Origin of the sequence: Bacteroides sp. NSJ-48, from assembly GCF_014287405.1 — a bacterium.
Taxonomy (GTDB): Bacteria; Bacteroidota; Bacteroidia; order Bacteroidales; family Bacteroidaceae; genus Bacteroides; species Bacteroides stercoris.
The window spans coordinates 86,727-110,722 of record NZ_JACOOD010000006.1; the positions used below are offsets into that span (position 1 = coordinate 86,727).

At 46.8% G+C, this 23,996-nt stretch carries 23 protein-coding genes, 1 tRNA gene and 1 pseudogene; 16 read left to right on the forward strand and 9 right to left on the reverse strand.

All coding sequences use genetic code 11. From position 1 onward, the window contains the following. The first annotated feature begins 67 nt into the window (after positions 1-67). The 3 genes from H8S52_RS04560 to H8S52_RS04570 all read left to right on the forward strand — a co-directional run bounded on the left by H8S52_RS04560 (position 68) and on the right by H8S52_RS04570 (position 4,163). Positions 68-1,279, forward strand: a complete 1,212-nt coding sequence (locus tag H8S52_RS04560) for an aminotransferase class V-fold PLP-dependent enzyme (RefSeq protein ID WP_117858105.1) — start codon at positions 68-70, stop codon at positions 1,277-1,279. A 108-nt stretch (positions 1,280-1,387) separates the two neighbouring features. Further along, a complete protein-coding gene (locus H8S52_RS04565) occupies positions 1,388-1,708 on the forward strand; it encodes a heavy metal-binding domain-containing protein (protein ID WP_005656053.1) in 321 nt (106 codons plus the stop codon). Between the two features lie 253 nt (positions 1,709-1,961). After that, the gene (locus tag H8S52_RS04570) at positions 1,962-4,163 is read left to right on the forward strand and encodes a sodium-translocating pyrophosphatase (protein ID WP_060385539.1); all 2,202 of its coding nucleotides are present in this window, start codon (positions 1,962-1,964) and stop codon (positions 4,161-4,163) included. A 173-nt stretch (positions 4,164-4,336) separates the two neighbouring features. Here H8S52_RS04570 and H8S52_RS04575 read toward each other — a convergent pair whose 3' ends face one another. Beyond that, positions 4,337-4,942, reverse strand: a complete 606-nt coding sequence (locus tag H8S52_RS04575) for a lysine exporter LysO family protein (protein WP_117858107.1) — start codon at positions 4,940-4,942, stop codon at positions 4,337-4,339. After that, positions 4,939-5,217 carry a LysO family transporter gene (locus tag H8S52_RS04580; RefSeq protein WP_117985982.1) on the reverse strand — a complete coding sequence of 93 codons (279 nt, stop codon included), beginning with the start codon at positions 5,215-5,217 and terminating at the stop codon, positions 4,939-4,941. Before H8S52_RS04580 ends, H8S52_RS04575 begins: the two co-directional genes overlap by 4 nt. A gap of 107 nt (positions 5,218-5,324) precedes the next feature. Between H8S52_RS04580 and H8S52_RS04585 the strand changes: the two genes are divergently transcribed. Next, positions 5,325-5,930 carry a ribonuclease HII gene (locus H8S52_RS04585; protein ID WP_005656061.1) on the forward strand — a complete coding sequence of 202 codons (606 nt, stop codon included), beginning with the start codon at positions 5,325-5,327 and terminating at the stop codon, positions 5,928-5,930. Here H8S52_RS04585 and H8S52_RS04590 read toward each other — a convergent pair. Beyond that, positions 5,925-6,293, reverse strand: coding sequence for a helix-turn-helix domain-containing protein (locus H8S52_RS04590; protein ID WP_117858111.1), 369 nt, complete (start codon positions 6,291-6,293; stop codon positions 5,925-5,927). The two genes, H8S52_RS04585 and H8S52_RS04590, sit on opposite strands and share 6 nt — an antisense overlap. Positions 6,294-6,595: 302 nt before the next feature. On the opposite strand from H8S52_RS04590, the gene H8S52_RS04595 reads away from it, so the two are divergent. The 8 genes from H8S52_RS04595 (at position 6,596) to H8S52_RS04630 (ending at position 14,568) form a co-directional block, all read left to right on the forward strand. Continuing rightward, the gene (locus H8S52_RS04595; RefSeq protein ID WP_022103968.1) at positions 6,596-7,294 is read left to right on the forward strand and encodes a hypothetical protein; all 699 of its coding nucleotides are present in this window, start codon (positions 6,596-6,598) and stop codon (positions 7,292-7,294) included. 21 nt (positions 7,295-7,315) lie between these two features. Further along, positions 7,316-8,203 (forward strand): hypothetical protein, encoded by an 888-nt coding sequence (locus H8S52_RS04600; protein WP_005656067.1) that lies wholly within the window; start codon positions 7,316-7,318, stop codon positions 8,201-8,203. 3 nt (positions 8,204-8,206) lie between these two features. Next, entirely contained in the window at positions 8,207-8,683 is a 477-nt protein-coding gene (locus H8S52_RS04605) for a hypothetical protein (RefSeq protein ID WP_186909377.1), read from the forward strand. 15 nt (positions 8,684-8,698) lie between these two features. After that, positions 8,699-9,607, forward strand: coding sequence for a DUF6175 family protein (locus tag H8S52_RS04610; RefSeq protein ID WP_255469967.1), 909 nt, complete (start codon positions 8,699-8,701; stop codon positions 9,605-9,607). Positions 9,608-9,683: 76 nt separating this feature from the next. Next, positions 9,684-10,829: an inner membrane complex domain-containing protein gene (locus H8S52_RS04615; RefSeq protein WP_117858118.1), complete on the forward strand. Its 1,146-nt coding sequence runs from the start codon at positions 9,684-9,686 to the stop codon at positions 10,827-10,829. Positions 10,830-10,844: 15 nt separating this feature from the next. Then, on the forward strand, positions 10,845-12,146 hold the full coding sequence (locus H8S52_RS04620) for a plethodontid receptivity factor PRF (protein WP_117899448.1): 1,302 nt from the start codon (positions 10,845-10,847) through the stop codon (positions 12,144-12,146). Positions 12,147-12,177: 31 nt separating this feature from the next. Further along, positions 12,178-12,807 (forward strand): hypothetical protein, encoded by a 630-nt coding sequence (locus tag H8S52_RS04625; protein ID WP_022103970.1) that lies wholly within the window; start codon positions 12,178-12,180, stop codon positions 12,805-12,807. 81 nt (positions 12,808-12,888) lie between these two features. Then, complete coding sequence (locus tag H8S52_RS04630) at positions 12,889-14,568, forward strand: hypothetical protein (RefSeq protein WP_186909379.1); 1,680 nt, start codon at positions 12,889-12,891, stop codon at positions 14,566-14,568. Positions 14,569-14,590: 22 nt separating this feature from the next. Here the strand turns inward: H8S52_RS04630 and H8S52_RS04635 are convergent, their stop codons facing one another. Continuing rightward, positions 14,591-15,517 carry a magnesium transporter CorA family protein gene (locus H8S52_RS04635; protein ID WP_060385621.1) on the reverse strand — a complete coding sequence of 309 codons (927 nt, stop codon included), beginning with the start codon at positions 15,515-15,517 and terminating at the stop codon, positions 14,591-14,593. A 353-nt stretch (positions 15,518-15,870) separates the two neighbouring features. On the opposite strand from H8S52_RS04635, the gene gpmI reads away from it, so the two are divergent. The 3 genes and pseudogenes from gpmI to H8S52_RS04645 all read left to right on the forward strand — a co-directional run bounded on the left by gpmI (position 15,871) and on the right by H8S52_RS04645 (position 18,181). Then, positions 15,871-17,388, forward strand: coding sequence for a 2,3-bisphosphoglycerate-independent phosphoglycerate mutase (gpmI, locus tag H8S52_RS04640; RefSeq protein ID WP_016661081.1), 1,518 nt, complete (start codon positions 15,871-15,873; stop codon positions 17,386-17,388). Positions 17,389-17,412: 24 nt separating this feature from the next. Continuing rightward, positions 17,413-17,520, forward strand: a pseudogene (locus tag H8S52_RS19900) (four helix bundle protein); the annotation flags it as partial. Positions 17,521-17,599: 79 nt separating this feature from the next. Then, on the forward strand, positions 17,600-18,181 hold the full coding sequence (locus H8S52_RS04645; RefSeq protein ID WP_005656080.1) for a DUF3109 family protein: 582 nt from the start codon (positions 17,600-17,602) through the stop codon (positions 18,179-18,181). A gap of 156 nt (positions 18,182-18,337) precedes the next feature. Here H8S52_RS04645 and gyrB read toward each other — a convergent pair whose 3' ends face one another. The 3 genes from gyrB to H8S52_RS04660 form a co-directional block, all read right to left on the reverse strand. Continuing rightward, positions 18,338-20,299 carry a DNA topoisomerase (ATP-hydrolyzing) subunit B gene (gene gyrB / locus H8S52_RS04650; protein ID WP_005656081.1) on the reverse strand — a complete coding sequence of 654 codons (1,962 nt, stop codon included), beginning with the start codon at positions 20,297-20,299 and terminating at the stop codon, positions 18,338-18,340. A 210-nt stretch (positions 20,300-20,509) separates the two neighbouring features. Then, complete coding sequence (rpsT, locus tag H8S52_RS04655; protein WP_005656082.1) at positions 20,510-20,764, reverse strand: 30S ribosomal protein S20; 255 nt, start codon at positions 20,762-20,764, stop codon at positions 20,510-20,512. A gap of 39 nt (positions 20,765-20,803) precedes the next feature. Further along, positions 20,804-20,875 (reverse strand) — tRNA-Glu (locus tag H8S52_RS04660). 286 nt (positions 20,876-21,161) lie between these two features. On the opposite strand from H8S52_RS04660, the gene recO reads away from it, so the two are divergent. Further along, on the forward strand, positions 21,162-21,890 hold the full coding sequence (gene recO, locus H8S52_RS04665; protein WP_005656084.1) for a DNA repair protein RecO: 729 nt from the start codon (positions 21,162-21,164) through the stop codon (positions 21,888-21,890). Positions 21,891-22,146: 256 nt separating this feature from the next. Here the strand turns inward: recO and H8S52_RS04670 are convergent, their stop codons facing one another. Further along, on the reverse strand, positions 22,147-22,596 hold the full coding sequence (locus H8S52_RS04670; RefSeq protein WP_005656086.1) for a GatB/YqeY domain-containing protein: 450 nt from the start codon (positions 22,594-22,596) through the stop codon (positions 22,147-22,149). 67 nt (positions 22,597-22,663) lie between these two features. Further along, on the reverse strand, positions 22,664-23,977 hold the full coding sequence (ftsZ, locus tag H8S52_RS04675; RefSeq protein WP_118086345.1) for a cell division protein FtsZ: 1,314 nt from the start codon (positions 23,975-23,977) through the stop codon (positions 22,664-22,666). Between the last annotated feature and the right edge of the window lie 19 nt (positions 23,978-23,996).

The window sequence follows — 23,996 nt, forward strand, 5'->3', positions numbered from 1 at the left end:
AGAATTGCCATGCGGGTACTGATGCTGCGTAGCTTATTCTTCATTCATAATTCATAATTTAAAAGATATGGACCTTCAAAAGATAAGAGCTGATTTTCCGATACTTTCCCGTGAGGTATATGGTAAGCCGTTGGTTTACTTTGATAACGGTGCGACTACGCAGAAACCCCGTCAGGTGGTGGATGCCATTACGGATGAGTACTATTCGGTCAATGCCAATGTGCATCGCGGTGTGCATTTCCTTTCGCAGCAGGCTACGGAGTTGCACGAGGCATCTCGCGAGACGGTACGGAAGTTCATCCATGCCGGCAGTACGAATGAAATCATCTTTACCCGCGGCACGACGGAAAGTATCAATCTGTTTGTGTCCAGCTTCGGTGAAGAGTTTATGCAGGAGGGGGATGAGGTGATTCTCTCCGTCATGGAACATCACAGCAACATCGTTCCCTGGCAATTGCTGGCTGCCAAAAGAGGGATTGCCATTAAAGTTATCCCGATGAATGACAGAGGCGAACTTTTGTTGGACGAGTACAAACAGTTGTTTTCCGAACGTACGAAGATTGTCAGCGTAGCCCATGTATCCAATGTGCTGGGTACGGTGAATCCCGTAAAGGAGATGATACGCTATGCCCACGGGCAAGGCGTTCCCGTGCTTGTGGACGGAGCCCAGTCCATTCCGCATATACCGGTGGATGTGCAGGATTTGGATGCGGATTTCTACGTTTTTTCCGGTCACAAGGTGTACGGTCCTACCGGTGTGGGTGTGCTTTACGGTAAAGAGGAATGGCTCGATAAGATGCCCCCCTATCAGGGTGGCGGCGAAATGATACAGCACGTATCGTTCGAACGGACTACTTTCAATGAACTTCCTTTCAAGTTCGAGGCGGGAACACCCGATTATATCGGTACGACAGGGCTTGCCAAAGCGTTGGATTACGTTTCTGCCATCGGTATGGAGAAGATTGCCGCCCATGAACATGAACTGACTACATATGCCATGACACGTTTGAAAGAGATTCCCGGTATGCGCATCTTCGGTGAGGCCGAAGAGAAAGGGAGTGTTATCTCTTTCCTCGTAGGCGATATTCACCATTTCGATATGGGCACTTTGCTCGACCGTTTGGGCATTGCCGTACGTACGGGGCATCACTGCGCACAACCGTTGATGCAGCGTCTCGGCATTGAAGGAACGGTGCGTGCTTCATTTGGCCTGTATAATACGAAAGAGGAGATAGATATATTGGCAGCGGGCATAGAGCGTGTGAGCCGTATGTTTTGATGCTTGCCGGATGAAATTGCGTATTTAATTTTTTTTTTTGACTATTGCTGCAACTTTTCTTCCTCTTTGTGCGTCTGATAAGTTGCAGCTAACTTAAAAATAAAGATTATGTTAATAACAACGACTTCAGTGATTGAGGGTGCAAAGATAACCCGTTATTATGGCATCGTATCCGGTGAAACAATTATCGGTGCCAATGTATTCCGTGACTTTTTTGCCAGTATCCGCGATGTGGTAGGCGGACGCAGCGGTTCGTACGAGGAAGTGCTTCGTGAGGCTAAAGATACGGCGCTTCGCGAGATGCAGGAACAAGCCCGTTTGTTGGGCGCTAATGCAGTGATTGGCGTTGACCTTGATTACGAAACGGTAGGCGGCAGCGGCAGTATGCTGATGGTGACTGCTTGCGGTACGGCTGTGACAGTAGAATAAAGAGAGTGCGGCAAAATAAAAACGCTTGCGGTTTATTTCTTTCAGGCACGGAATTACACAGGATTTCACGGATTAACTTTATTCTTTTCCGTGAAATCCTGTGTAATTCCGTGTCTGAAGGAAATCATCAAGTACGTTCTGATATATTCTTTTGTTTTCCAGTCTTTGGCATAAATTCGGTTAATCGTTTGCTTATTTCATTTCAAATCAATACTTTTAAGCTTTCGTTCAACCTTTTAATACGATTTATGCTATGGACCAATTGCTTTTCTGGCTGGTACCGGCCGCTTCCGTTCTGGCGCTTTGCTTTGCCTGGTATTTCCATCGTCAGATGATGAAAGAGAGTGAGGGAACTCCTCAAATGGTTAAGATTGCCGCTGCTGTGCGCAAAGGCGCCATGTCCTATCTCCGTCAGCAATATAAGATTGTGGGATGGGTGTTTCTGGGACTGGTGATTCTCTTCTCGATTATGGCTTACGGTTTCGGAGTGCAGAACTCCTGGGTTCCGATAGCTTTCCTCACAGGCGGATTCTTCTCCGGCCTTTCCGGATTTCTCGGTATGAAGACGGCCACGTATGCCTCGGCGCGTACGGCAAACGCCGCCCGTAACTCATTGAATGCAGGTTTGCGCATCGCTTTCCGCAGCGGTGCGGTAATGGGGCTGGTTGTAGTGGGGCTTGGCCTGCTCGATATTTCCTTCTGGTATCTGCTGCTCAATGCGGTTATCCCTGTGGATGTGATGACACCCACTCATAAACTTTGTATTATCACCACTACGATGCTGACGTTCGGTATGGGAGCTTCCACACAGGCGTTGTTTGCACGCGTGGGTGGCGGTATCTATACGAAAGCCGCCGATGTAGGTGCCGACCTTGTGGGCAAAGTGGAAGCCGGCATCCCCGAAGACGATCCCCGCAATCCTGCAACCATTGCCGACAATGTAGGCGATAACGTGGGCGATGTTGCCGGTATGGGGGCCGACCTTTACGAGAGTTATTGCGGCTCCATTCTTGCTACGGCGGCTCTTGGCGCAGCCGCTTTTATCCATTCGGGGGATACGCTGATGCAGTTCAAAGCCGTCATTGCCCCGATGCTGATAGCCGCTGTGGGGATTATCCTTTCCATTATAGGCATCTTCTCCGTGCGTACCAAGGAGAATGCCGGGATGAAAGACCTGCTGAACTCCCTTGCTTTCGGTACGAACCTGAGTTCGGTGCTGATAGTCGTTGCCACTTTCCTTATCCTTTGGCTGTTGAAGCTGGACAACTGGGTGTGGATATCCTGCTCGGTGGTTGTGGGGCTGGTGGTAGGCATCGTTATCGGTCGTTCCACGGAATACTATACTTCCCAATCCTACCGTCCTACCCGGAAACTGAGTGAGAGCGGCAAGACGGGGCCGGCTACTGTCATTATCTCGGGTATCGGTCTGGGTATGCTCTCTACTGCCATTCCGGTAATTGCCGTAGTGGTGGGCATCATTGCTTCCTATCTTTTTGCTTCCGGTTTCGACTTTGCCAATGTAGGTCTGGGACTTTACGGCATCGGTATCGCTGCCGTAGGCATGCTTTCCACGTTGGGCATTACGCTGGCCACGGACGCTTACGGTCCTATCGCCGACAATGCCGGCGGCAATGCGGAAATGTCCGGTCTGGGCGAGGAGGTGCGTAAGCGTACCGATGCGCTCGATTCTTTGGGCAATACGACAGCCGCTACGGGTAAGGGCTTTGCCATCGGTTCGGCTGCATTGACGGGACTTGCCCTGCTTGCATCCTACATCGAGGAAATCCGTATCGGACTGACCCGTCTGGGCACTACCGACATCTTTGTGGGTGGTGAAGCGGTGTCCGTACAAGATGCCACTTTCTTCGATTTCATGCATCACTACGATGTAACGTTGATGAATCCCAAAGTTCTTTCGGGTATGTTCCTCGGTTCGATGATGGCTTTCCTGTTCTGCGGACTGACGATGAATGCCGTAGGTCGTGCCGCTGCCCATATGGTGGATGAAGTACGCCGCCAGTTCCGCGAGATAAAGGGTATCCTTACAGGTGAGGCCGAACCCGATTATGAACGTTGCGTAGCCATCTCCACGAAAGGCGCGCAACGCGAAATGGTAGTTCCCTCGCTGATAGCAATCATTGCTCCCATCCTGACCGGACTTGTCTTCGGTGTTCCCGGTGTGTTGGGACTGCTTATCGGCGGACTTAGCAGCGGATTCGTACTTGCTATCTTTATGGCGAATGCCGGCGGTGCGTGGGACAATGCCAAGAAGTATGTCGAGGAAGGCAATTTCGGCGGCAAAGGTAGCGAAGTGCATAAAGCCACGGTTGTAGGCGATACGGTAGGTGATCCGTTTAAGGATACTTCCGGTCCGAGCCTTAATATCCTTATCAAACTGATGAGCATGGTGGCCATTGTTATGGCGGGGCTGACTGTGGCTTGGAGCCTGTTCTAAACATACGCGATTCGTTCCGTAAGACGAAATCATTCATCCCGTGAGACGGATTTATTCATCTCACGGGATGATTTTTGTCGTTTCGCGGGACGAATATATTTGTCTCATGGGATGGATTTATCACGATAATATCCTAATTTCTACGTTCGAAGCAGCGCTTTGTCTGTAATCACCTATATCGAACAGAACAAGGTCACCAGAAACGGCACGCTGAAATCCACTACAAATCCGTGAAATATGGAGACTACGACAAACTGCTGTCCTGCGGTACGGGTGATTATCGGGAGTGTGGTATCCATCGTTGTGGCGCCGCCGGCAGAGATGGGAGCCAGGTTGCCAAACCAGCGTACCAGTAACGGTGCTGCCAGCAGGGTAAGTATCTCGCGGCTGATATTGGCGAGTAGGGCGATAGTTCCGAGTTCTGCTCCTTTGTATTCGGTAATGAAGATACTGGAGAGTGAATAATATCCGAATCCCGAACCTACGGCCAGGCAATCGGTCAGGGAACGGTGCGTCAGGATGAGGCTGACCGCTGCAGAGCCTGCCAGCGTGCCCAGTATCGTCATAATGGGCAGAAATACCAGCCGGGGATTGAGCGAACGGAAATTCTTCAATGTCTGCGGGTCGTTACCCACACTCAATCCTACACTGAACATCAGGGCGCAAAGTGCATAGAAGCTGATCTTGCTATCCATGACTGCATCAACGGGTATCAGGTGGAAAATTCCGCAAAGCGTACCCAAAACAAAGAAACCGATTATGATAAGGCTGCCTTTCATGCCGTTTTTCCTTTCTTCCTATATAAAGCTTTCCACAGCGCCCAGGCAGCAATGACACTGCCCAACGTACTGCCCAAAGTCAGTATCACGGCTTCGATGCCTATGGTGTGCAATCCTTTGATAATTTGCTCGTTGCCGCCAACTTCAATGCCGAGGATGAACAGCAGCGCCCAGATTAATACCGTGATGACAGTATGAATCTTATGTAAACTTCTTTTCCGTAAGAGATAGCCCAGCAATATTCCGGTGAGCATCAGTCCGATAATCGTAAACATCTCTGTTGTATTTTAATTTGCCGGCAAAGATAGTCATATTTATTCTCTTTAAAAATCCGGTTTACTTATGAAAAGGTTTATCTTTGCGCATTCTAATGTAGTGATGTATGCTGTTACCTTATTTAAATAAAGAGCTGATAGAAGCGGGATGTGACGAAGCGGGGCGCGGCTGCCTTGCCGGTGCTGTTTATGCCGCAGCCGTTATTCTTCCCAAAGATTTCAAGAACGAACTGCTGAACGATTCCAAGCAACTGACCGAAAAACAGCGGTATGCCCTGCGCGAAGTCATTGAGAAAGAAGCGTTGGCATGGGCGGTGGGGATTGTTTCTCCCGGGGAAATAGATAAGATAAATATCCTCAATGCTTCTTTTCTTGCCATGCACCGTGCTGTTGACCGGTTGCAGCTACGTCCGCAACATTTGCTTATCGACGGCAACCGTTTCAAGAAATACCGGGACATTCCGCATACCACCGTTGTGAAAGGCGACGGCAAATACCTTTCCATTGCAGCTGCTTCCATTCTTGCCAAGACCTATCGCGACGATTATATGAACCGGCTGCACGAAGAGTTCCCTTATTACGACTGGAATCATAATAAGGGATATCCCACAAAAAAGCACCGTGCAGCTATTGCCGAACGGGGAACCACTCCTTACCACCGCATGACGTTCAATTTGCTGGGTGGCGGGCAGTTGGAGCTTCCTTTCCTATAATTTTTGTTCCAATAAGTCTATCCGTTTGGATAGCAGGTCGATAATTCTGGTGTTGGCCTTGATGAGTTCACGGAGGTCATTCAGGTCATCTGTGCTATCATTGTTGCTGTTTTTGCAACTGTTGTCTGTATCCGGATTCATATTTTTGTCTATGTGACTGAATAGACTTAACGCAGAGATACCCAGTACCTTTGCGATTTTGTCTAATCTTGTCAGTGTTAAATCCGTTTCACCATATTCAATTTTACAGTAGGCACTTGTAGAAAGATTTAGTTTTTCGCTCATTTGTTCTTGTGTCAGGTTCTTCTCCAAGCGCAGCAGCTGCAGTTGTTGTCCTGCGATTTTCTTTAGTTTTGTGTTCATTCTGATAGTATTTTGGTTAATAGTAGGTGTTTATTGGGTAAATATAATAAAATTAGTGTACATACGCAATATTAAAATGCGCTTATCTTTGTAAACGAAAAAAAAAGTTATCTGAGATGGATTGATAAGATGTGATATCATGATTAAGCAGATTGGAAACTGACTGTGAAGCGTATTTTCAGATTTAGTAAAAAGCCGTTCACAACTATCAATATTTTTTAGGCGAAAAGGGAGATTTACACATTTATTATAAACCCTGGAGCAGAAGTGTTATTTCTGTTTCACATTAAAAATTACAGGTTATGAAGAAATATTTATTGGTTTTATTGGGTCTGTTTGTTTTGACTACCACTACTTACTCTCAGGAATTAACGGAGAAAGAGAAAGCAAGACAAGAAAAAGAAGCACGAAAACAAGCAAAAGAGAATGCCAAGAAAGAAGCTAAATTGAAGAAAGCAGCCAAGAAGGATGCTAAAATAGCTGATTTGCGTGCAGATTATGAAGAATTTTTGGCAGAGTGGGAGCCTATCGAAGCCAATATAGGCATTGCAGAAGTTGATACATTTTTTATACACACGAATGAATTGTTTGCTTTGCTGCAACGGGTAGAAGAGAATACCGCTTTTATAGAGATGGTTCCCGAACCTTACTTTGATGAAGAAATGGGAGTGACGGATACGATTTGGAATGCCAAAAACAAGAATACAAACGAACCCATTGCCAAGAATGATGCGCTGAAAGTATATAGTATCGCTACTCTGAATCTTACAGAGGCTGCTGCCCGCGGAGTCTCCCTTACTGCTGAAAGCGTATCGGCACTGGCATCTCTGACTTCGGACCCATTGAAAGCATTGACAATCGGAAAGAAAGTGAAACAGGCAACAAAAGCTATTAAGATGTCTGTAAATGTAATTCCATTGATTCAGCGTAATATCAAAGAGAACACGGAGAAACTGAAGTATAAGAAAGCCAACGAGGGGCAGGAAGTGAAAGAAGAATAGTTGTAAACAAGGGACAGCACGATGAAAAAGATATATTTATTGTTTGTAATGCTTACTCTTGCTTTGGGTGTTTTTGCCCAAAGTAAGGGTAAGAACGCAATGACCTTACGTCTTGTAGATATAAAGGTTACGGACGGTACTTTGGTGAATATTGCCAAAGAGCAGGAGGCCAAAGGTAATACCAAACCTATGGATATGATTCGTATCTATGAGGGGAATGTACGTGCCAAGCTGGATGAAGTGGCAAAGGCGAGCGGGCGTTTTGAGATATCCGATGAAAACGCATTGGAAGCCCTCACACGGGATGCAGAGGCCAGCCTGTTTATGAAGATGTCCAGAGCGGAAAAGATAGAGTACGTATCTTCCAAGCAGAATGACTATACGCTTTCCTGTGATATAAACAGTTGCCAGTTCACCCGCAGGGCAGGTGGAGCAGGTTATTCCTGTGTACTTCGCCTGAAAGTAAGCATCAGTGATGCGCGCGATTCTACGGCGGCAGCATTGATTTCGCGTGAGTTTATCAGCGATATCAAGAAAACCGCTATCCGCCCCAACCGGGACGCCGCTTGTCAGGAAGCTCTGGCTACTTTAACGGAACCTTTGACGGACTTCTTTTTGAATAATATCCCGGTATACGGGCTTCTTGGTTACGAAGGAGATGAATATGTCATTACCTGCGGTGAGAGCCTGAATATAAGAAAAGGAGATCAGTTCCAGGTTTCTTTGATAAAATATAGTGGTGGGGAGCGTCAGAGCGAAGTGGTTGGTGCTGTAAAGGTACAAGACTTGCGCGCTTCTACATCTGCGGTTTCTTTCACCGAAGGTAAAGACCGTATAATAGAATTGATACCTACATTGGATGCCAACAGTTTCCTGCAATGTAGACTGTTACTTTTAAAATCCCGTTGATATATGAAGAAGATATTGATTTTTTCTCTTTTCTGTTTACTGTGCTTCACGACCTCTTTTGCCCAAAAGGTAAAACCGGTGAATTATGGCGGATCGGTTAATTTGATGGAAGTAAGGGGACGTGGAGGAGATGCCGTCGTGGTACTCCGTACGTTGGGATATGGTAAGAACGATGCTTTGGCGCAGGAGGATGCGGAAGTGCGTGTAATCCGTGCTTTGCTTTATTCGGGTTTTTCCAAGGATTATCCGGCTGTGATTTCGATGACGGAGTCGGAGGCGGAAGCGAAAAGCCAGGGCAAGTTGCTTGCTTTTTTTGAGAACAAGGAGTATAAGGATTGTATAAGTTCGGTGAAGCCCATGGGAAAACTGGACAAAGTGAAAGGTGAGAAAGTAAAGAAGAAGCCTTTTGATATTGCAGTCAACTATTATGTTTTGAAGAATAAGATAGCGAATATGAACTTCGATTCGTTCGGTTTTTGATTAATATAGATGATTATGAGAATAGTTGTTTCTTTTTTAAGTCTGTTCCTACCTCTTTATCTGTTAGCCCAAAACGGTCAGGCGAGACAGCCGAATGTAATGGTGGTTCCGTTTGTAGAACCCGGAGAAGGAGAGAACGACCGGATAAAAGATGCGGTTCTGAATGATGAAGCTGTGCTGTTGGCTCTTTCCAAGATAAAGGAAGAGTTTAATTTACGTAATTTCAAGACGATTGACTTTATGACGGAGTTCCAGCGGGTACAGAACCGTGCTTATGCGGCCTCTGCATTGAATGCCAAATCTACCGGATTGCAGGCGTATGTGGATGGCGCACGGGCGGATATATATGTGACGGTGAAAATTACCAAAGAAGATTTTGCCGGAGGAGCTTCCAATGTCACCCTTTTGATGGAGGCTAAAGAGCGTGAGACTGGTTTTTCGTTGGCAAATGCCAGTATTGTGAGCGACCGTTTCCGTGCGTCTAAAAAAGAGCTGACCGAATATGCCTTGGAAGACATCTCTGTGAATTTCTTTGACCAACTGAAACAGGCATTCCGTGATATGGTAACCAATGGCCGGGAAGTGAACATAACCCTCAATGTCGATGAAAACTGTGACTTTGATATGGAAAACGATGCTGTCGGCACAAGAGATATGACGTTGAGTGATGAACTTGACGAGTGGGTACTTGAAAATGCTTTCAAAGGCAACGGCGAAATCCGTTCGGGAGGTAACGGTCTGAATGTCTATATGCGTGTGCCGGTATATGACCCTGATACGGGAAGACCGCGTTCCATAAAATCGGAAACGGGCAAGCTGAGAAGGTTTGCATCGGGATTGTTGAAAGACAAAGGCTATACGGTTAGCGAGAAAGCCGCTTCCGGACAGTACATACAGCTTTTAATTCAGAATTCCAGGGAATAACATTGGACTGGGTGTCCGGCAGGTGTTTTTATGGATAAGATACACAGCCGGACATCTGTCTTTTAATAATTATGATATGAAGAAATTCTTATTTCTATTGATTGCAGGATTTTGTACCGTTCAGCTTTCGGGACAGACAATCAACTTCTCCGTACAACCGTTGTCCGGGGAAAGCGAGTTGTCCGAAGCATCGCAAGAAATGCTTCAAAACAAGTTGAGACAGATTATCACCCGAAACAGTGCGGGAGCGGCAAACGACTATAATGTCTTTGTCATAGAACCGGTAATAACGGTTTTAGACAAGCAGTCCACTTCGGGGTTGATGCGTAATACCACGCTTGTAAAGGGAGAATTGACGCTGGTTGCCAAGAACAAGATAGACGGCAGCATGTATCACAGTGCCGTTGTGTCCGTATCCGGGCAGGCTGCAGAAGGCGCCGACCCCTATAAAGCCATGATTTCCGCTCTGCGTACAACCGATCCGGTTTACACCCGTTTTATCCGTATTGCCCGGCAGAAGATACAGGATTATTATGCCGCTAATTGCGCTACTATTCTTCAGAAGGCACAAAGCCTTTACAATTTGAAGAAATACCCGGAGGCATTGAGTTATCTTTCTGCCGTGTCGGAGAGTGTGCCTTGTTATGAGCAGGCTTCCGTGCTCCAGACGGAGTTGGCGCAGTATGTGCCCGATGTACAGCCGGATACGGTGATTATACAGAAAGTGATAGAGAAACCTGTTGAAGTGGAGAAAATAGTGGAGGTTGAAAAGATAGTGGAAAAGCCGGTTGTGGTTGAGAAGGTAGTCGAGAAACCTGTGATTGTTGAGAAAGTGGTCGAAAAGCCCGTTGCGCAGGAAACTCCGGCAGCCCGTTGCGAAATTACCCTTTCCACAAACAGGCTGCAGTTCAAGGTCTTGAAGTGCACAGGCAATGCTACCCAGCAGCGTATCACGATTTTGGCGGAAATGACCAATGTGGACACAGGCCGTAATACGGATGAGTTCTTGCGATTTACTTCCGCCTTTACAGACAGTGGTACGGAATGCAAGAACTTCGAGATACAGAACGGGGCATGGATGAAGATGCCGCCCCGTGTAACGGTACGGCGGGAGTTTTATGTAACGAACGTATTCGACAGATTCTCCCTTTTTTCTTATATAGAGTTGTTGGTAGCGGATACAAAAGTATACATTCGTAATCTGCCGGTTCAATGGCAATAAAAAGATAAAAAGCGTATGAAACGATTGATATGGATGATTTTCATCACATTACTGGCTGCGGGTGTCGCAGCCCAGACCAAAGTGGTGGAAAGGAGTGCAAAGAAAGTGCCGGGTTGGCTGAATACGGCGGTGGAAGATTATCTGGTAGTGTCGGTTACGGCCGGCTCGTTGGCAGAGGGGCAGACGAAAGCGTTGACCGAGATAACCGAACGTATCATTCAGTCGGTAGCCAGCAATGTAACGGTGTCCAAGAAGAATACTCTTTCGGAAGTCAATGTGAATGGAAACATAGAATCTTCGGATGCTTTTACGCAGATATCCAGGATAAAGTCTGCCAATCTTCCTTTTCTGAAAGGGATTTCCCTTTCCAATGTCGAAGAAATCTATTGGGAGAAAGTCCAGGACAAAGCCACGAAAAAAGAACATTATAATTATTCGGTAAAGTATCCTTTTTCGCGTTTGGAGCAAAGGAAGCTGACTGCGGAATTTGAAGCGTTGGATGCTGGGCAGGTGGCCCGGTATGAAGCGTTGGAGCAGAAGATAGGGGCAATCGAATCTGCCGATGAGATAAGCCGTGCCATAACGGAACTGAATACCTTGTCCGAGTATTTCTTCGATGATGTACGTTTGAGCCGGGTAAAGGGGCTGACTGCCCGCTACAGGCAGTTGTACGATGCGCTTACACTGACGGGCACTTTCCTTGAAAGCGGAAAGTATCAGTGCCAGCTTCTGTTGGATGGTAATCCTATAAAGGTGGCGGCCAAACCCAAAGTTACGTCCAACTGCGCCGGTCAAATCAGCGTCCGTCCTGCCGACGGGATGTTCCTCATTACGTACAGTGCGGAAGACTGTCTGCCTGAAGAAGAGAACTTCCTGAACATCTCACTGACAGTCGGCGGCAAGCGTTTGCAACATAAAGCTTTCCTGAACGAGGCAGGAACGGGAAGCATGGCTTTCTCTGTCGTACCGGAAGGGAAACTGGTGCTGACGGCCGATTCCGTGGCGGACAGAAAGATATTCAATATCAATATCCGTCTGACATTGAACAACAGGGGCGGTACTCCTTTCGGGTTGAAGGCGTTGGAACTTCATGTTCCCGAAATATCCGCTCCTATTATATTCGATGATATAGATGGCGTTTATAAAACCAAAGGTATTATACAGATAAAGGCATTGGCAGAGGGTGAATTTACAGTCGGAGAGAAAAAGAAGTCGCTTTTCTCCTTTGTGCAGGGTGCCATAACATTCGTCAATCCGCAAACGGGTGCCGTAGAGCGCTCCCAGTTGTCTTTACCTTATGTCACAAACTGGGAATGAGTATATTATTAACAATTAAAAAGAAATGATTATGAAAAGAAGTTTTGCGTTTTTTGCGCTTGTCTGCGCTATATTGTTCGGTTGTGCGGCAACTGCCGGTGCACAGTCCAAAGCTCTGAAAAAGGATGTCAAGAAAAGGGTGAAAGAGTTGACCAAAGAGGGATGGAAGCCATTGGCAAGTTCTTCTACGCTGGAGTATGCTTTTTCCAAGTACCGCACGTATCTGGAGGAAGATCCGGAAAACCGCATCGAACTGGTAGGTATTGCCATCGGCAAGAATGTAAAAATAGGCAGAGAGAATGCCATAATGAACGGCATTACCAGCTATGCGTCCAGAGCCAAAGCACAGGTTGTAGGCAAGATGAAAGGGTTGATGTCTTCCGAGGCGTCTTCTACTCCGGAAGAGGAGATTGACAAGTTCGGCGCGGCTTATGAATCGGGTGTCAATACAAAGATTGCCGGTCTTGTGAAGCAGCACCTTGTATTGGTGAAAGAAAACAAGGACGGCAGCAAGGAATTCAATGTATATATGTCTATCGATGAGGCCAAAGCAAAGAAAGCCAGGGAAGAGGCTGCGTTGGCGGCTAAAAAACAGGCGGCTTTGGGTGTACTCTCCCAGCAAGTGGAGGAGTTTATCGGCGAACCGGTAGAGGCTGAGTAATCTATATGGATTTATAAAGGTTGTTCCTGTGGCACAGTGCTCCGGGTGCAACCTTTTTCGGTTATTTAAAACGATGCGACCATGAAGAAAACAATATCTTTTATTGCAGGGCTTTTATTGGCTCTTACGGGAATGGCTCAGGAGAACAAAGGCGGCATATCCGGTTTTATGAAAGAGGAGCTGGAAGACTTCGATAAATTTATGGATGATGCCAATAAAGACTTCATCAACTTCATGCGTGAGCCCTGGAAGGAGTTTGAAGCGGAGAAGCCGGTTTTGAAGCGGGTGAAGCCCGAACCGGTGAAGCCGGTTGTATACGATGAAAAGACTGCGCCGAAGAGTGAAAAGCCGGTTTGCCTGACGATTGAAGAAATACTCGATATGACAACTTCGGAAGGGAAACAGAAGCCGGTAGTACAGCTTAATGAGGTGGACAGAATTGTCTTTGACAAGCCCGAAGTGATAGTTCGGAAGAAGAAAGACCCGAAAGTCATCATTATCGAAGAGAAAGCTGCGGACAAGCCGGCGGTGCAGCCGGAAAAGAAACCGGTGGTCGAGGTTGTCGAGGCCGAACCGGAAGCAGAACCTGCTCCTGTTGTTGAAGTAGGCCGATGTCCGGAGCCGGCGGCAGAACTCCGGTTACCGGTCTCCTCAACTTCAACGTCCCCATTGTACAGGGGCGAATCGGGACGCAGCAAGATAACGTATGGTGGTCTGGCTTTTTATTTGAATAACAGCCTGAACCGTAAATGCAGCCTGAACGGACTTAATGAGAATGCCATTGCAGATGCCTACGAGGCTTTATGCAACTCCGATTACAAGCCGTTATTGGCAGATTGTGCGCAGATACGGAAAGATTTGCGGCTGAACGATTGGGGAGTTTTTACATTGGTGAGGCAGGTAGCCGATACTTATTGCGGTACGGCCAATGAAAGCATTGTAATGCAACAGTTCCTGCTCAATGAAATGGGTTACAAGGCACGTATGGCAAGAAAAGCCACGGAAGATAAAATGATGTTGTTCGTTGCTACGGATTGTTCTATCTATGCGCATCCTTATATAACCTTAAACGGTCAGAACTACTATAATTTCAGCGGCAATAATGAACAATGCCAGTTTTATATGTGTCAGAAAGACTCTCCCAAGGCAAAGAACAGTGTAGGAATGCAATTGAAAGAGGCTCCGTTGTTTCCGGGTACAGTCGTCAGTTCCACTCACCAGGCAAAGGGAAGCGCTGCCAAGGTTACGGTGGATGTTCCGAAGGCTTTGATGGATTTCTATAAAGCTTATCCCCAGTGCGATTACAGCGTCTACTTCAATGCTCCGGTCAATGCTGCCATGGAAAACCGGATATTGTCTTCATTGGCTCCTTTGGTGCAGGGACGGAATGAGGCGGATGCGGCAAACATTCTGATAAATTTCGTGCAGACCGCTTTCCAATATCAGACAGACGGCCAACAGTTCGGATACGAGAAGCCGTTCTTTGTCGAAGAACTGTTCTACTATCCCTATTCCGATTGCGAGGACCGTGCGATGCTGTTCTCTTATCTGGTGCGGAAACTCTTGGGACTTGATGTCGTACTGCTGGATTACCCGGAACACATCGCCACTGCTGTCCGCTTCAATGGCAATGTTTCCGGTGATTATCTCATGGTGAACGGCCGGAAATATATAGTTTGCGACCCTACCTATATCGGTGCTTCTATCGGTATGACGATGCCCAGGTATAAAACGGTGTCTGCAAAGGTGTTGAAATACTGATGTCTGTAGCGTACACGTATTTTCAGAACCATTTGATTTTTCTGAACCATATAAAGGTCACGGCCGATAATATTGCGGACAGCAGCACAATGAACACAAACGCATGTGGAAATCCTTCTAGGTGTATATCCACGTTCATACCGTAGAAACTGGCTATCAACGTAGGTATCATCAGGGTAATGGAGAGGCTTGTCATGCGTTTCATGATAGCATTCACGTTGTTGGAAATAATGGAAGCGAAAGCGTCCATTGTCCCTGTAAGGATGTCGCTGTAGATGTTTACCGTGTTGTACGCCTGCTTCAGTTCGATAACAACATCCTCCAGCAGTTCCAAATCAAGATAGTCCGTGTCTTGGAAGATGTTTTTCAACCGTCCTATCATGACTTCGTTGCCGCGGATGGAAGTGTTGAAGTACACCAGCGTCTTTTGCAGTTTCATCAACTGGAGAAGGTCCTCGTTGCGGATGCTCTTTTCCAGTTCCTTTTCGGCGGTGGCCACATCGTTATTGATTTGTTTCAGATATTTCAGGAACCATACGGCGGAGGAGTATATGATTCGTAAAATCAGTGTCAGCTTATTGTTGACTACAATCCCTTTGCGACGGGTATGCTGTATGAAGTCCGGTATCAGTTCGGTGTGATGATAACATACGGAAACGATGATATCGTTGTTTGTAATGATGCCGATGGGCACAGTGATAAACGGGATGCCGTGCTGGTTGCTCTGCATCGGAATGCGCAGAATGGTCAGCAGCCAGTTGCCTTCGGTCTCCGTGCGCGGACGTTCGTCCGTATCGGCTATGTCTTCAAGGAATGATTCGGGAACTTTCAGTTCTTGGGTAAGGAATTGGAAATCGCTGTCGTCCGGGCACTCCACGTTTACCCAGCAGTTAGGTTTCCATTCGGCTTTTTCTACGAAGCCGTTTTCGCTGTAGAGATACTTTCTCATTGTTTTGCCTCCTTTCTTTAGTCCGAACAGAGGCATTGCGACCAACGTCTCCGCTCGCTTTAATTGTAAACACTATTGCACGTTCGTGGGTTTGAATCGTCCATAATTTCAGTTGATTTTATTTAAAAGCCATGCAAAAGTATGAAAATCATATTGGATTTCATGCGTCGGCATGGCTTTTTTAGGATTTCTTGTTGTTTATGGAAAGCGCTCCTTTGTGCAAATGTTATTTTTACTTTCCGAATGACATAGTTTGGCCGCTATTTTGTACCTTTGCAATTGGAAAAACGGATTGTAAATCAATTCCCTTCTTCCATATAAGTAGAGATTGTACAATTAAAAAACTAATAATTATGAGCAAGAAAGCCCTTTTAATGATTCTTGATGGCTGGGGTATCGGCGATCAAGGTAAAGATGATGTGATTTTCAATACGCCTACTCCCTATTGGGACAGCCTGTTGGCCACTTATCCGCACTCGGAGTTGCAGGCAAGCGGCGAGAATGTCGGTTTGCCCGACGGACAGATGGGTAACTCGGAAGTAGGTCACCTCAATATCGGTGCAGGACGCATCGTATACCAGGACTTGGTAAAGATTAACCGTGCTTGTGCCGACGGCAGCATCCTGAAGAATAAGGAAATCGTTTCCGCTTTCTCTTACGCGAAGGAGCACGGTAAGAACATCCATTTTATGGGACTCACCAGCAATGGCGGTGTGCACAGTTCTTTCGACCATCTGTTCAAGCTTTGCGATATTTCAAAGGAATACGGCATCGAGAATACATTTATCCACTGCTTTATGGACGGTCGCGACACCGACCCGAAGAGCGGTAAAGGTTTCATCGAGCAGTTGACGGCACATTGCGAAAAGTCAGCCGGTAAGATTGCTTCCATCGTAGGCCGTTTCTATGCCATGGACCGCGACAAACGTTGGGAACGTGTGAAAGTGGCTTATGACCTGTTGGTAAACGGAGAAGGTAAGGTTGCTTCCGACATGGTCCAGGCCATGCAGGAGTCTTACGATGAGGGCGTAACCGATGAGTTCATCAAACCGATTGTAAACGCGAACTTCGACGGTACTATCAAGGAAGGTGACGTAGTTATCTTCTTCAACTATCGTAACGACCGTGCCAAGGAACTGACTATCGTGCTTACTCAGCAGGATATGCCCGAGCAGGGAATGCACACTATTCCCGGTTTGCAGTATTATTGCATGACTCCGTACGATGCTTCCTTCAAGGGTGTGCACATTCTCTTCGATAAGGAAAACGTACAGAATACCTTGGGCGAATACTTGGCAGCCAACGGCAAGACCCAGCTCCATATTGCCGAAACGGAGAAGTACGCCCACGTAACATTCTTCTTCAACGGCGGTCGCGAAACTCCGTACGATGCGGAAGAACGTATCCTTGTTCCGTCTCCGAAGGTGGCTACGTATGACCTGAAGCCGGAAATGAGCGCTTACGAAGTAAAAGATAAACTGGTTGAGGCCATTAATACCAAGAAGTTCGATTTCATCGTAGTGAATTATGCGAACGGCGATATGGTGGGTCACACCGGTATTTACGAAGCCATTGAGAAAGCCGTAAAAGCTATCGACGAATGCGTGAAAGATACGGTGGAAGCTGCCAAAGCCAACGATTACGAGGTAATCATCATTGCCGACCACGGTAATGCCGACCATGCCCTGAACGAGGATGGTACGCCGAATACGGCCCACTCTTTGAATCCCGTTCCGTTTGTTTATGTCACGGCCGATAAGAATGCTAAGGTAGAGAACGGTGTATTGGCGGATGTAGCTCCTTCCATCCTGCATATTCTGGGTATGAAGCAACCTGCTGAAATGACTGGTAAAGACTTGATTATAAGTTGATAATTGAGAATTAAAAATTAAGAAATGATAGCAAGGGATAATGTTATCCATGCTAAGTCGTATGCGTTTGCTATTCGAATAGTAAACGCATACAAGTTTTTAGCGGATGCTCAGAAAGAATTCATATTGTCTTAGAAGAAGCGGATGAAACAATCTTTAAACAGGTGAACATTTATTTTTTAATGCTCAATTTTTAATTTTCAATTTACTAATGTTACAGATAGATGATGTTGTAGTTTCTTTTGATGTACTGCGCGAGAAGTTCCTTTGCAATCTGGATGCTTGCAAAGGAGAATGTTGCATTGAAGGGGATGCCGGTGCTCCGGTGGAATTTGAGGAGGTAGAGAAACTGGAAGAGGTACTGCCTGTGATTTGGGATGAACTTTCTCCGGAAGCGCGTGCCGTGATAGATGCACAAGGAGTGGTGTACACGGATGAAGAGGGCGATTTGGTAACGTCTATCGTTAATAACAAGGACTGTGTATTTACTTGCTATGACGGGAAAGGCTGTTGCTATTGTGCCATAGAAAAAGCGTATAGAGAAGGTAAGACGGACTTTTACAAACCCGTTTCCTGCCATCTTTATCCTATCCGCATAGGCGATTACGGGCCTTATAAGGCGGTGAACTATCACCGTTGGGATGTTTGTAAGGCGGCTGTCCTGTTGGGGCGGAAAGAGGATGTGCCGGTATATAAGTTCTTAAAGGAACCTTTGATACGTAAATTCGGTGAAGATTGGTATGCCGAGCTGGAACTGGCTGCCGAAGAGATGAAGAAGCAGGGAATGATATAAGAAAAGCTCCGGTCAACAGGTATTTCCTGTCCGTCCGGAGCTTCTTCGTTGTAAGATGTGAGGTTGGTAAATAAAAAATTGAGGATTGAGAATTAAGAATTAAAATGATAGCATGTCTATTTTTCAATTCTTAATTCTCAATTTTTAATTTCCTGATTATGCGTCAATATTTGCATAGGTTGCGTTCTTTTCGATGAAATCGCGGCGCGGGCCTACGTCTTCACCCATCAGCATGGAGAAGGTATAGTCGGCTTCGGCAGCATTCTCAAGATGCACTTGCTTCAGCATGCGGTTTTCCGGATTCATGGTTGTCTCCCACAATTGTTCCGGATTCATTTCACCCAAACCTTTGTAGCGCTGGGTGTGGACCGCATTTTCCGAACCGCCGCCGTAAGTATCGATAAACTTCTGGCGCTGTTGGTCTGTCCAGCAGTATTCTTTCACCTTGCCTTTGGTGCAGAGATAGAGCGGGGGAGTGGCAATGTACAGATACCCTTGCTGTATCACCTGCGGGAAATAGCGGAAGAAGAGCGTCATGATCAGCGTGTCGATGTGAGAACCATCGACGTCGGCATCGGTCATGATGATTACTTTCTTGTAACGCAACTTGTCTATATTGGCTTCCTTGCTGTCCTCTCCGTCTACACCGAAGCGGATGCCCAAAGCCTGAATGATATTGTTTACTTCATCGCTTTCGAATGCTTTGTGCCACATGGCCTTCTCTACATTCAGAATCTTACCGCGAAGCGGCAGGATAGCTTGGAAAGTACGGTTACGTCCTTGTTTGGCAGAACCGCCTGCAGAGTCACCCTCGACGAGGAACAATTCGCATTCTTCCGGGTCTTTGCTGGAGCAGTCGGCCAGTTTGCCCGGCATGCCGCCACCGGACATCGGTGACTTGCGTTGTACGGACTCGCGCGCCTTGCGTGCAGCCACGCGTGCCTGTGCTGCCAATATCACCTTGTCTACAATCATTTTGGCCTCTTTGGGATGCTCTTCCAGGTAATAGGAGAGTGCTTCGCCTACAGCCTGGTCCACAGCTCCCATAACCTCGTTGTTACCGAGCTTTGTCTTGGTCTGTCCTTCAAACTGCGGTTCGGCCACCTTGATGGAGATAACTGCGGTCAGACCTTCGCGGAAGTCATCGCCGGAAATCTCTACTTTTGCCTTTTCCAGCATCTTGTTGTCTTCGGCATATTTCTTCAAGGTACGGGTCAGCGCACGGCGGAAGCCGGCCAGGTGCGTACCGCCTTCGATGGTATTGATATTGTTTACATAAGAGTGGATATTCTCGTTGTAGGAAGTATTGTACATGATGGCTACCTCTACCGGCGTACCTTGTTTTTCGGTGTTGATGTAGATGACATCGTTCACCAGATGTTCGCGGGAAGAATCTATATAGCGCACAAACTCCTTCAAGCCCTCTACGGAATAGAAAACTTCTTGCTTGTAGCTTCCGTCTTCTTCTTTTACGCGGAGGTCGGTCAGCGTAATTTTGATGCCGGCGTTCAGATAGGCCAACTCGCGCATGCGGGTTGCCAGAATATCGTAACTGTAGACCGTTTCAGTAAAGATTGTAGCATCCGGCCAGAACTGCTGGCGCGTACCGGTGATTGCGGTAGTGCCGACTTCCTTTACCGAATATAGCGGATGGCCGCATTCGTATTCTTGCTGGTAGATTTTTCCGTTGCGGAAAACCTGCGTCGTCATGTGCGTGGACAATGCGTTTACACAAGATACACCGACGCCGTGCAAACCACCGGAAACTTTGTAGGAACCCTTGTCGAATTTACCGCCGGCATGCAGCACGGTCATGACAACTTCGAGAGCGGATTTCTGTTCTTTTTCGTGAAAGTCTACCGGAATACCGCGTCCGTTGTCTTGTACGGTGATAGAGTTATCTTCGTTGATGGTAACTTCGATGTGGTCGCAATAACCGGCGAGCGCTTCGTCGATGGAGTTGTCTACAACCTCGTAAACCAAGTGATGGAGTCCCTTGGAACTAATGTCGCCGATGTACATGGCAGGACGCTTACGTACAGCCTCTAAACCTTCCAGTACCTGGATGTTACTGGCCGAGTAATTGCTTTCGCCGTTTATCTTTTCTTCTTCAGTCATAATCTAATTTCTCTTATTGTAATAACAAAGCAAAAATAGTGAAAATCCTTGATATATCATGCCGGCGGCTTGATAAATTTGGGCTGTTTACAGCTTTTTAGCACCGTGAGGATTTGTTTGTTTTGAGGGTATTGTCCGGGAATGATACAAACGCAGAAAAGTCCGAACTAAAAAGTCCGGACTCCCATATCTTTTGTGTAACTTATCAGCTTAACCGAGTTTGTTGATATAAACTGCCAACTTTGACTTCAGGTTGTTAGCCTTGTTCTTGTGGATTACGTTAGTCTTAGCCAACTTATCCAACATCTTTGTGATACCAGGATACATTGCTGTTGCTTCAGCTTTATCTGTAGTAGCACGAAGCTTACGAACAGCATTTCTCATGGTCTTGCCATAATATCTGTTGTGAAGTCTTCTTGTCTCTTCTTGTCTGATTCTTTTCAGTGATGATTTGTGATTTGCCATCTCGACTAATCTTTTTTAATTCGTTTATCTTTTTAATTGTAGCCCGTGGGGGAATCGAACCCCCCTTTCAAGAATGAAAATCTTGCGTCCTAACCGATAGACGAACGGGCCATCCTTGTTGAGCGTTTCCGCTCTTTGCAACCGTTTTTCCTTTCGTTTGCGGTTGCAAAGGTAGAAACTATTTTTGAATTGGCAAACATTTCTGATAAAAATTTTGCAGAATTTCTTCTGCGTTCCCTCTTGTATATGGTTTTATCTATTGATAATCAGGTGTATAATGATGTTTTAAATTTTCTGTATTTGCTTCATTTTTTTTATTCCTCTTCTTTAAGTTCCGTAGTTTCGCGCTTTTTTTGTAGCTTTGTTAGCCGGATTGAAACTTGATTAAAGGACGGAAATGTTACAGAAAACGCAAGGAATCGTATTGCATTCTTTGAAGTATAAGGATACTTCTATTATTGTAGACATCTATACCGAGGTGTCCGGACGGGCTTCTTTCCTGGTTCCGGTGTCCCGTTCGCGCAAGGCTGCGGTGAAGTCGGTACTGTTCCAACCTCTGTCTTTGGTGGAGCTGGAAGCGGATTTCCGTCCGAATACTTCTATATATAAGGTGAAAGAGGCAAAGTCTTTCTATCCTTTTACTTCGATTCCTTACGACCCTTATAAATCTGCCATCGCTTTGTTTCTGTCCGAATTCTTATATCGTGCGCTGCGCGAGGAGGCGGAAAACCGTCCTTTATTCGCTTATTTGCAGCATTCCATTGTCTGGTTGGATGAATGCGGCAGTGGCTTTGCCAATTTTCATCTGGTCTTTTTGATGCGTTTGTCGCGTTTTCTCGGATTGTATCCGAACTTGGAAGATTATCACGGCGGCGATTATTTTGATTTGCAGAATGCCTGCTTTACCCCGTTGCGTCCGCAATTGCATTCCGACTATATAGCGCCGGAAGAGGCGGCACGTCTCACAAGGCTGATGCGCATGAACTACGAAACAATGCATCTCTTTGCCATGAGCCGCATGGAGCGTGCCCGTTGTCTGACGATTATGAACGAGTATTACCGTTTGCATCTGCCGGATTTTCCCGTACTAAAGTCTTTGGAAGTCTTGAAAGAGTTGTTTGATTGAGCTCCGTTTCAAAGGGCATTCCGTTTCCTTACGTGTTTCCTGGAGTTTCCTGTAGAGAAACGCGCGTTTCCCTTAAGGGAAATTTCAGTTTCCTTAAAGGGAAATTCTCGTTTCTATGAAAGGGAACGGGCGTTTCTTCCGGGGGAAACGGGCGTGTCATAGGCATGGAAACAATAAAAAGCCGTACTTCAAACTGCTCTCCAACCGGAGGGGAGCTTGAAGTACGGCTCTGTACGTATTGGGTTGGGCAGAACGCTTATCCCAGCAATTCCTTTACTTTGGCCGAGATGGCACGTCCTTCGGCAAGCCCGGCAAGTTTCTTGCTGGCTACGCCCATTACCTTGCCCATATCCTTACCGCTGGTAGCGCCTGTTTCGGCGATGATTTCCTTCAAGGCAGCTTCCAGTTCTTCGGGAGACATCTGCTTGGGCAGGTATGCTTCCATAACCTTTACTTGCGCCAGTTCTGCATCGGCAAGGTCCTGGCGGCCTTGTTGTACGTAGATTTCGGCGGCGTCCTTGCCTTGCTTTGTCAACTTCTGAATGATTTTCAGGGCGTCGGCATCGGTCAGGGTATCATTGGCTCCCGGAGCGGTCTTGGCTTCGAGGAATACTTTCTTAATGTTTCTCAGGGTTTCCAAAGCTACTTTGTCTTTGGCTCTCATTGCGTTTTTAATGTCTTCGCTGACTCTTTCAAATAAATCCATATTGTTCTTTATTGTTTTACTGTTTACAATGTACTGTTTCCGGCTGAAGTCCGGAACGGCAGTCGGTTTAGAAAGTGATTATGCCGTTGCCGCCGCTTTCCGCTTCCTGCGCTTCTTCGGTGGCGAGTATGCCGGCTTCTTCCGCCTTGACCTTGATTGCCGCCAGGGTACTCTTGTCGCGCTGGTAGGTAGGGGAGTTCTCCACCATGCTGATGATGTCGGCGTTGTCCAAGTCTTCGGGGTTGAAGATATAGATATGCCGGCGGCGCAGACGCTGATACTTGGTGTTGGCATCCTTTCCGTAATAGGTTTCGCGGCGTGAGCGTCTTTGCTCTTCCTCTTCCTCCAGTTCGGCAAGGCGCTTCTGCTCTTCTGCGGTACGCTGGGTGATGCGGTCGTCCATCTCTTTCATGTGGATGTCCTGGATGCCGAAGCCGGTGGCAAGCAGGGTAATCTTGACCTTTTGCTCCAGTTCCGGGTCTTCCGCCATACCAAATTTGGTTTCGAAGTCGCGGTTGAAGCGGTTCATAAAGTCTTTTATTTCATCCATTTCGCTCATCATCAGTTCATGGTCGGGACTGTAGGAGATATTAAGCAGTACTTTCTTAGAGTTGAAGATGTCGTTATTGTTCAGCAACGGAGAATGCTGTGCATTCTTGATGGCTTCGCTGACTCGGCTTTCGCCTTCGCCGTAACCGGTACTCATAATAGCTACCCCACCATCTTTCATGACTGTTTTTACATCGTTGAAGTCGAGGTTGATGATGCCTCGCATAGTGATGATTTCAGCAATGCTCTTGGCTGCAATCAGCAAGGTGTCGTTTGCTTTGGCAAATGCGCTGGTTACGGAGAGGTCTGGATAGATTTCACCCAGTTTTTCATTGTTGATGACAAGCAACGCATCTACGTGTTTACTGATTTCTTCCACACCGTCTAATGCTTGGTCTATCTTCTTGTCTCCTTCCCAACGGAAAGGAATAGTAACGATACCAACAGTCAGTATGTCCATTTCTTTGGCAATCCGGGCAATGGTAGGAGCTGCACCGGTACCTGTACCACCACCCATACCGGCAGTGATGAAGACCATTTTCGTACCATCGTTCAACATCCCTTGCACTTCGTTTATGCTTTCTTCGGTCGCTTCTTTCGCTTTCGCGGGGCGGTTTCCGGCTCCTAATCCTTCGTGCCCCAGTTGCAGTTTAACTGGAACCGGAGATTCTTCCAATGCTTTGCGGTCGGTGTTGCAGACAACGAAAGCGACATCATGTATGCCTTCCCGGTACATGTGGTTTACGGCATTACCGCCACCGCCACCTACACCGATAACTTTGATGATTTTCGGTGAATCGGTCGGAAAATCGAATTGTGCTATATCGTCCATGAGTAATAGTTTATTCTGT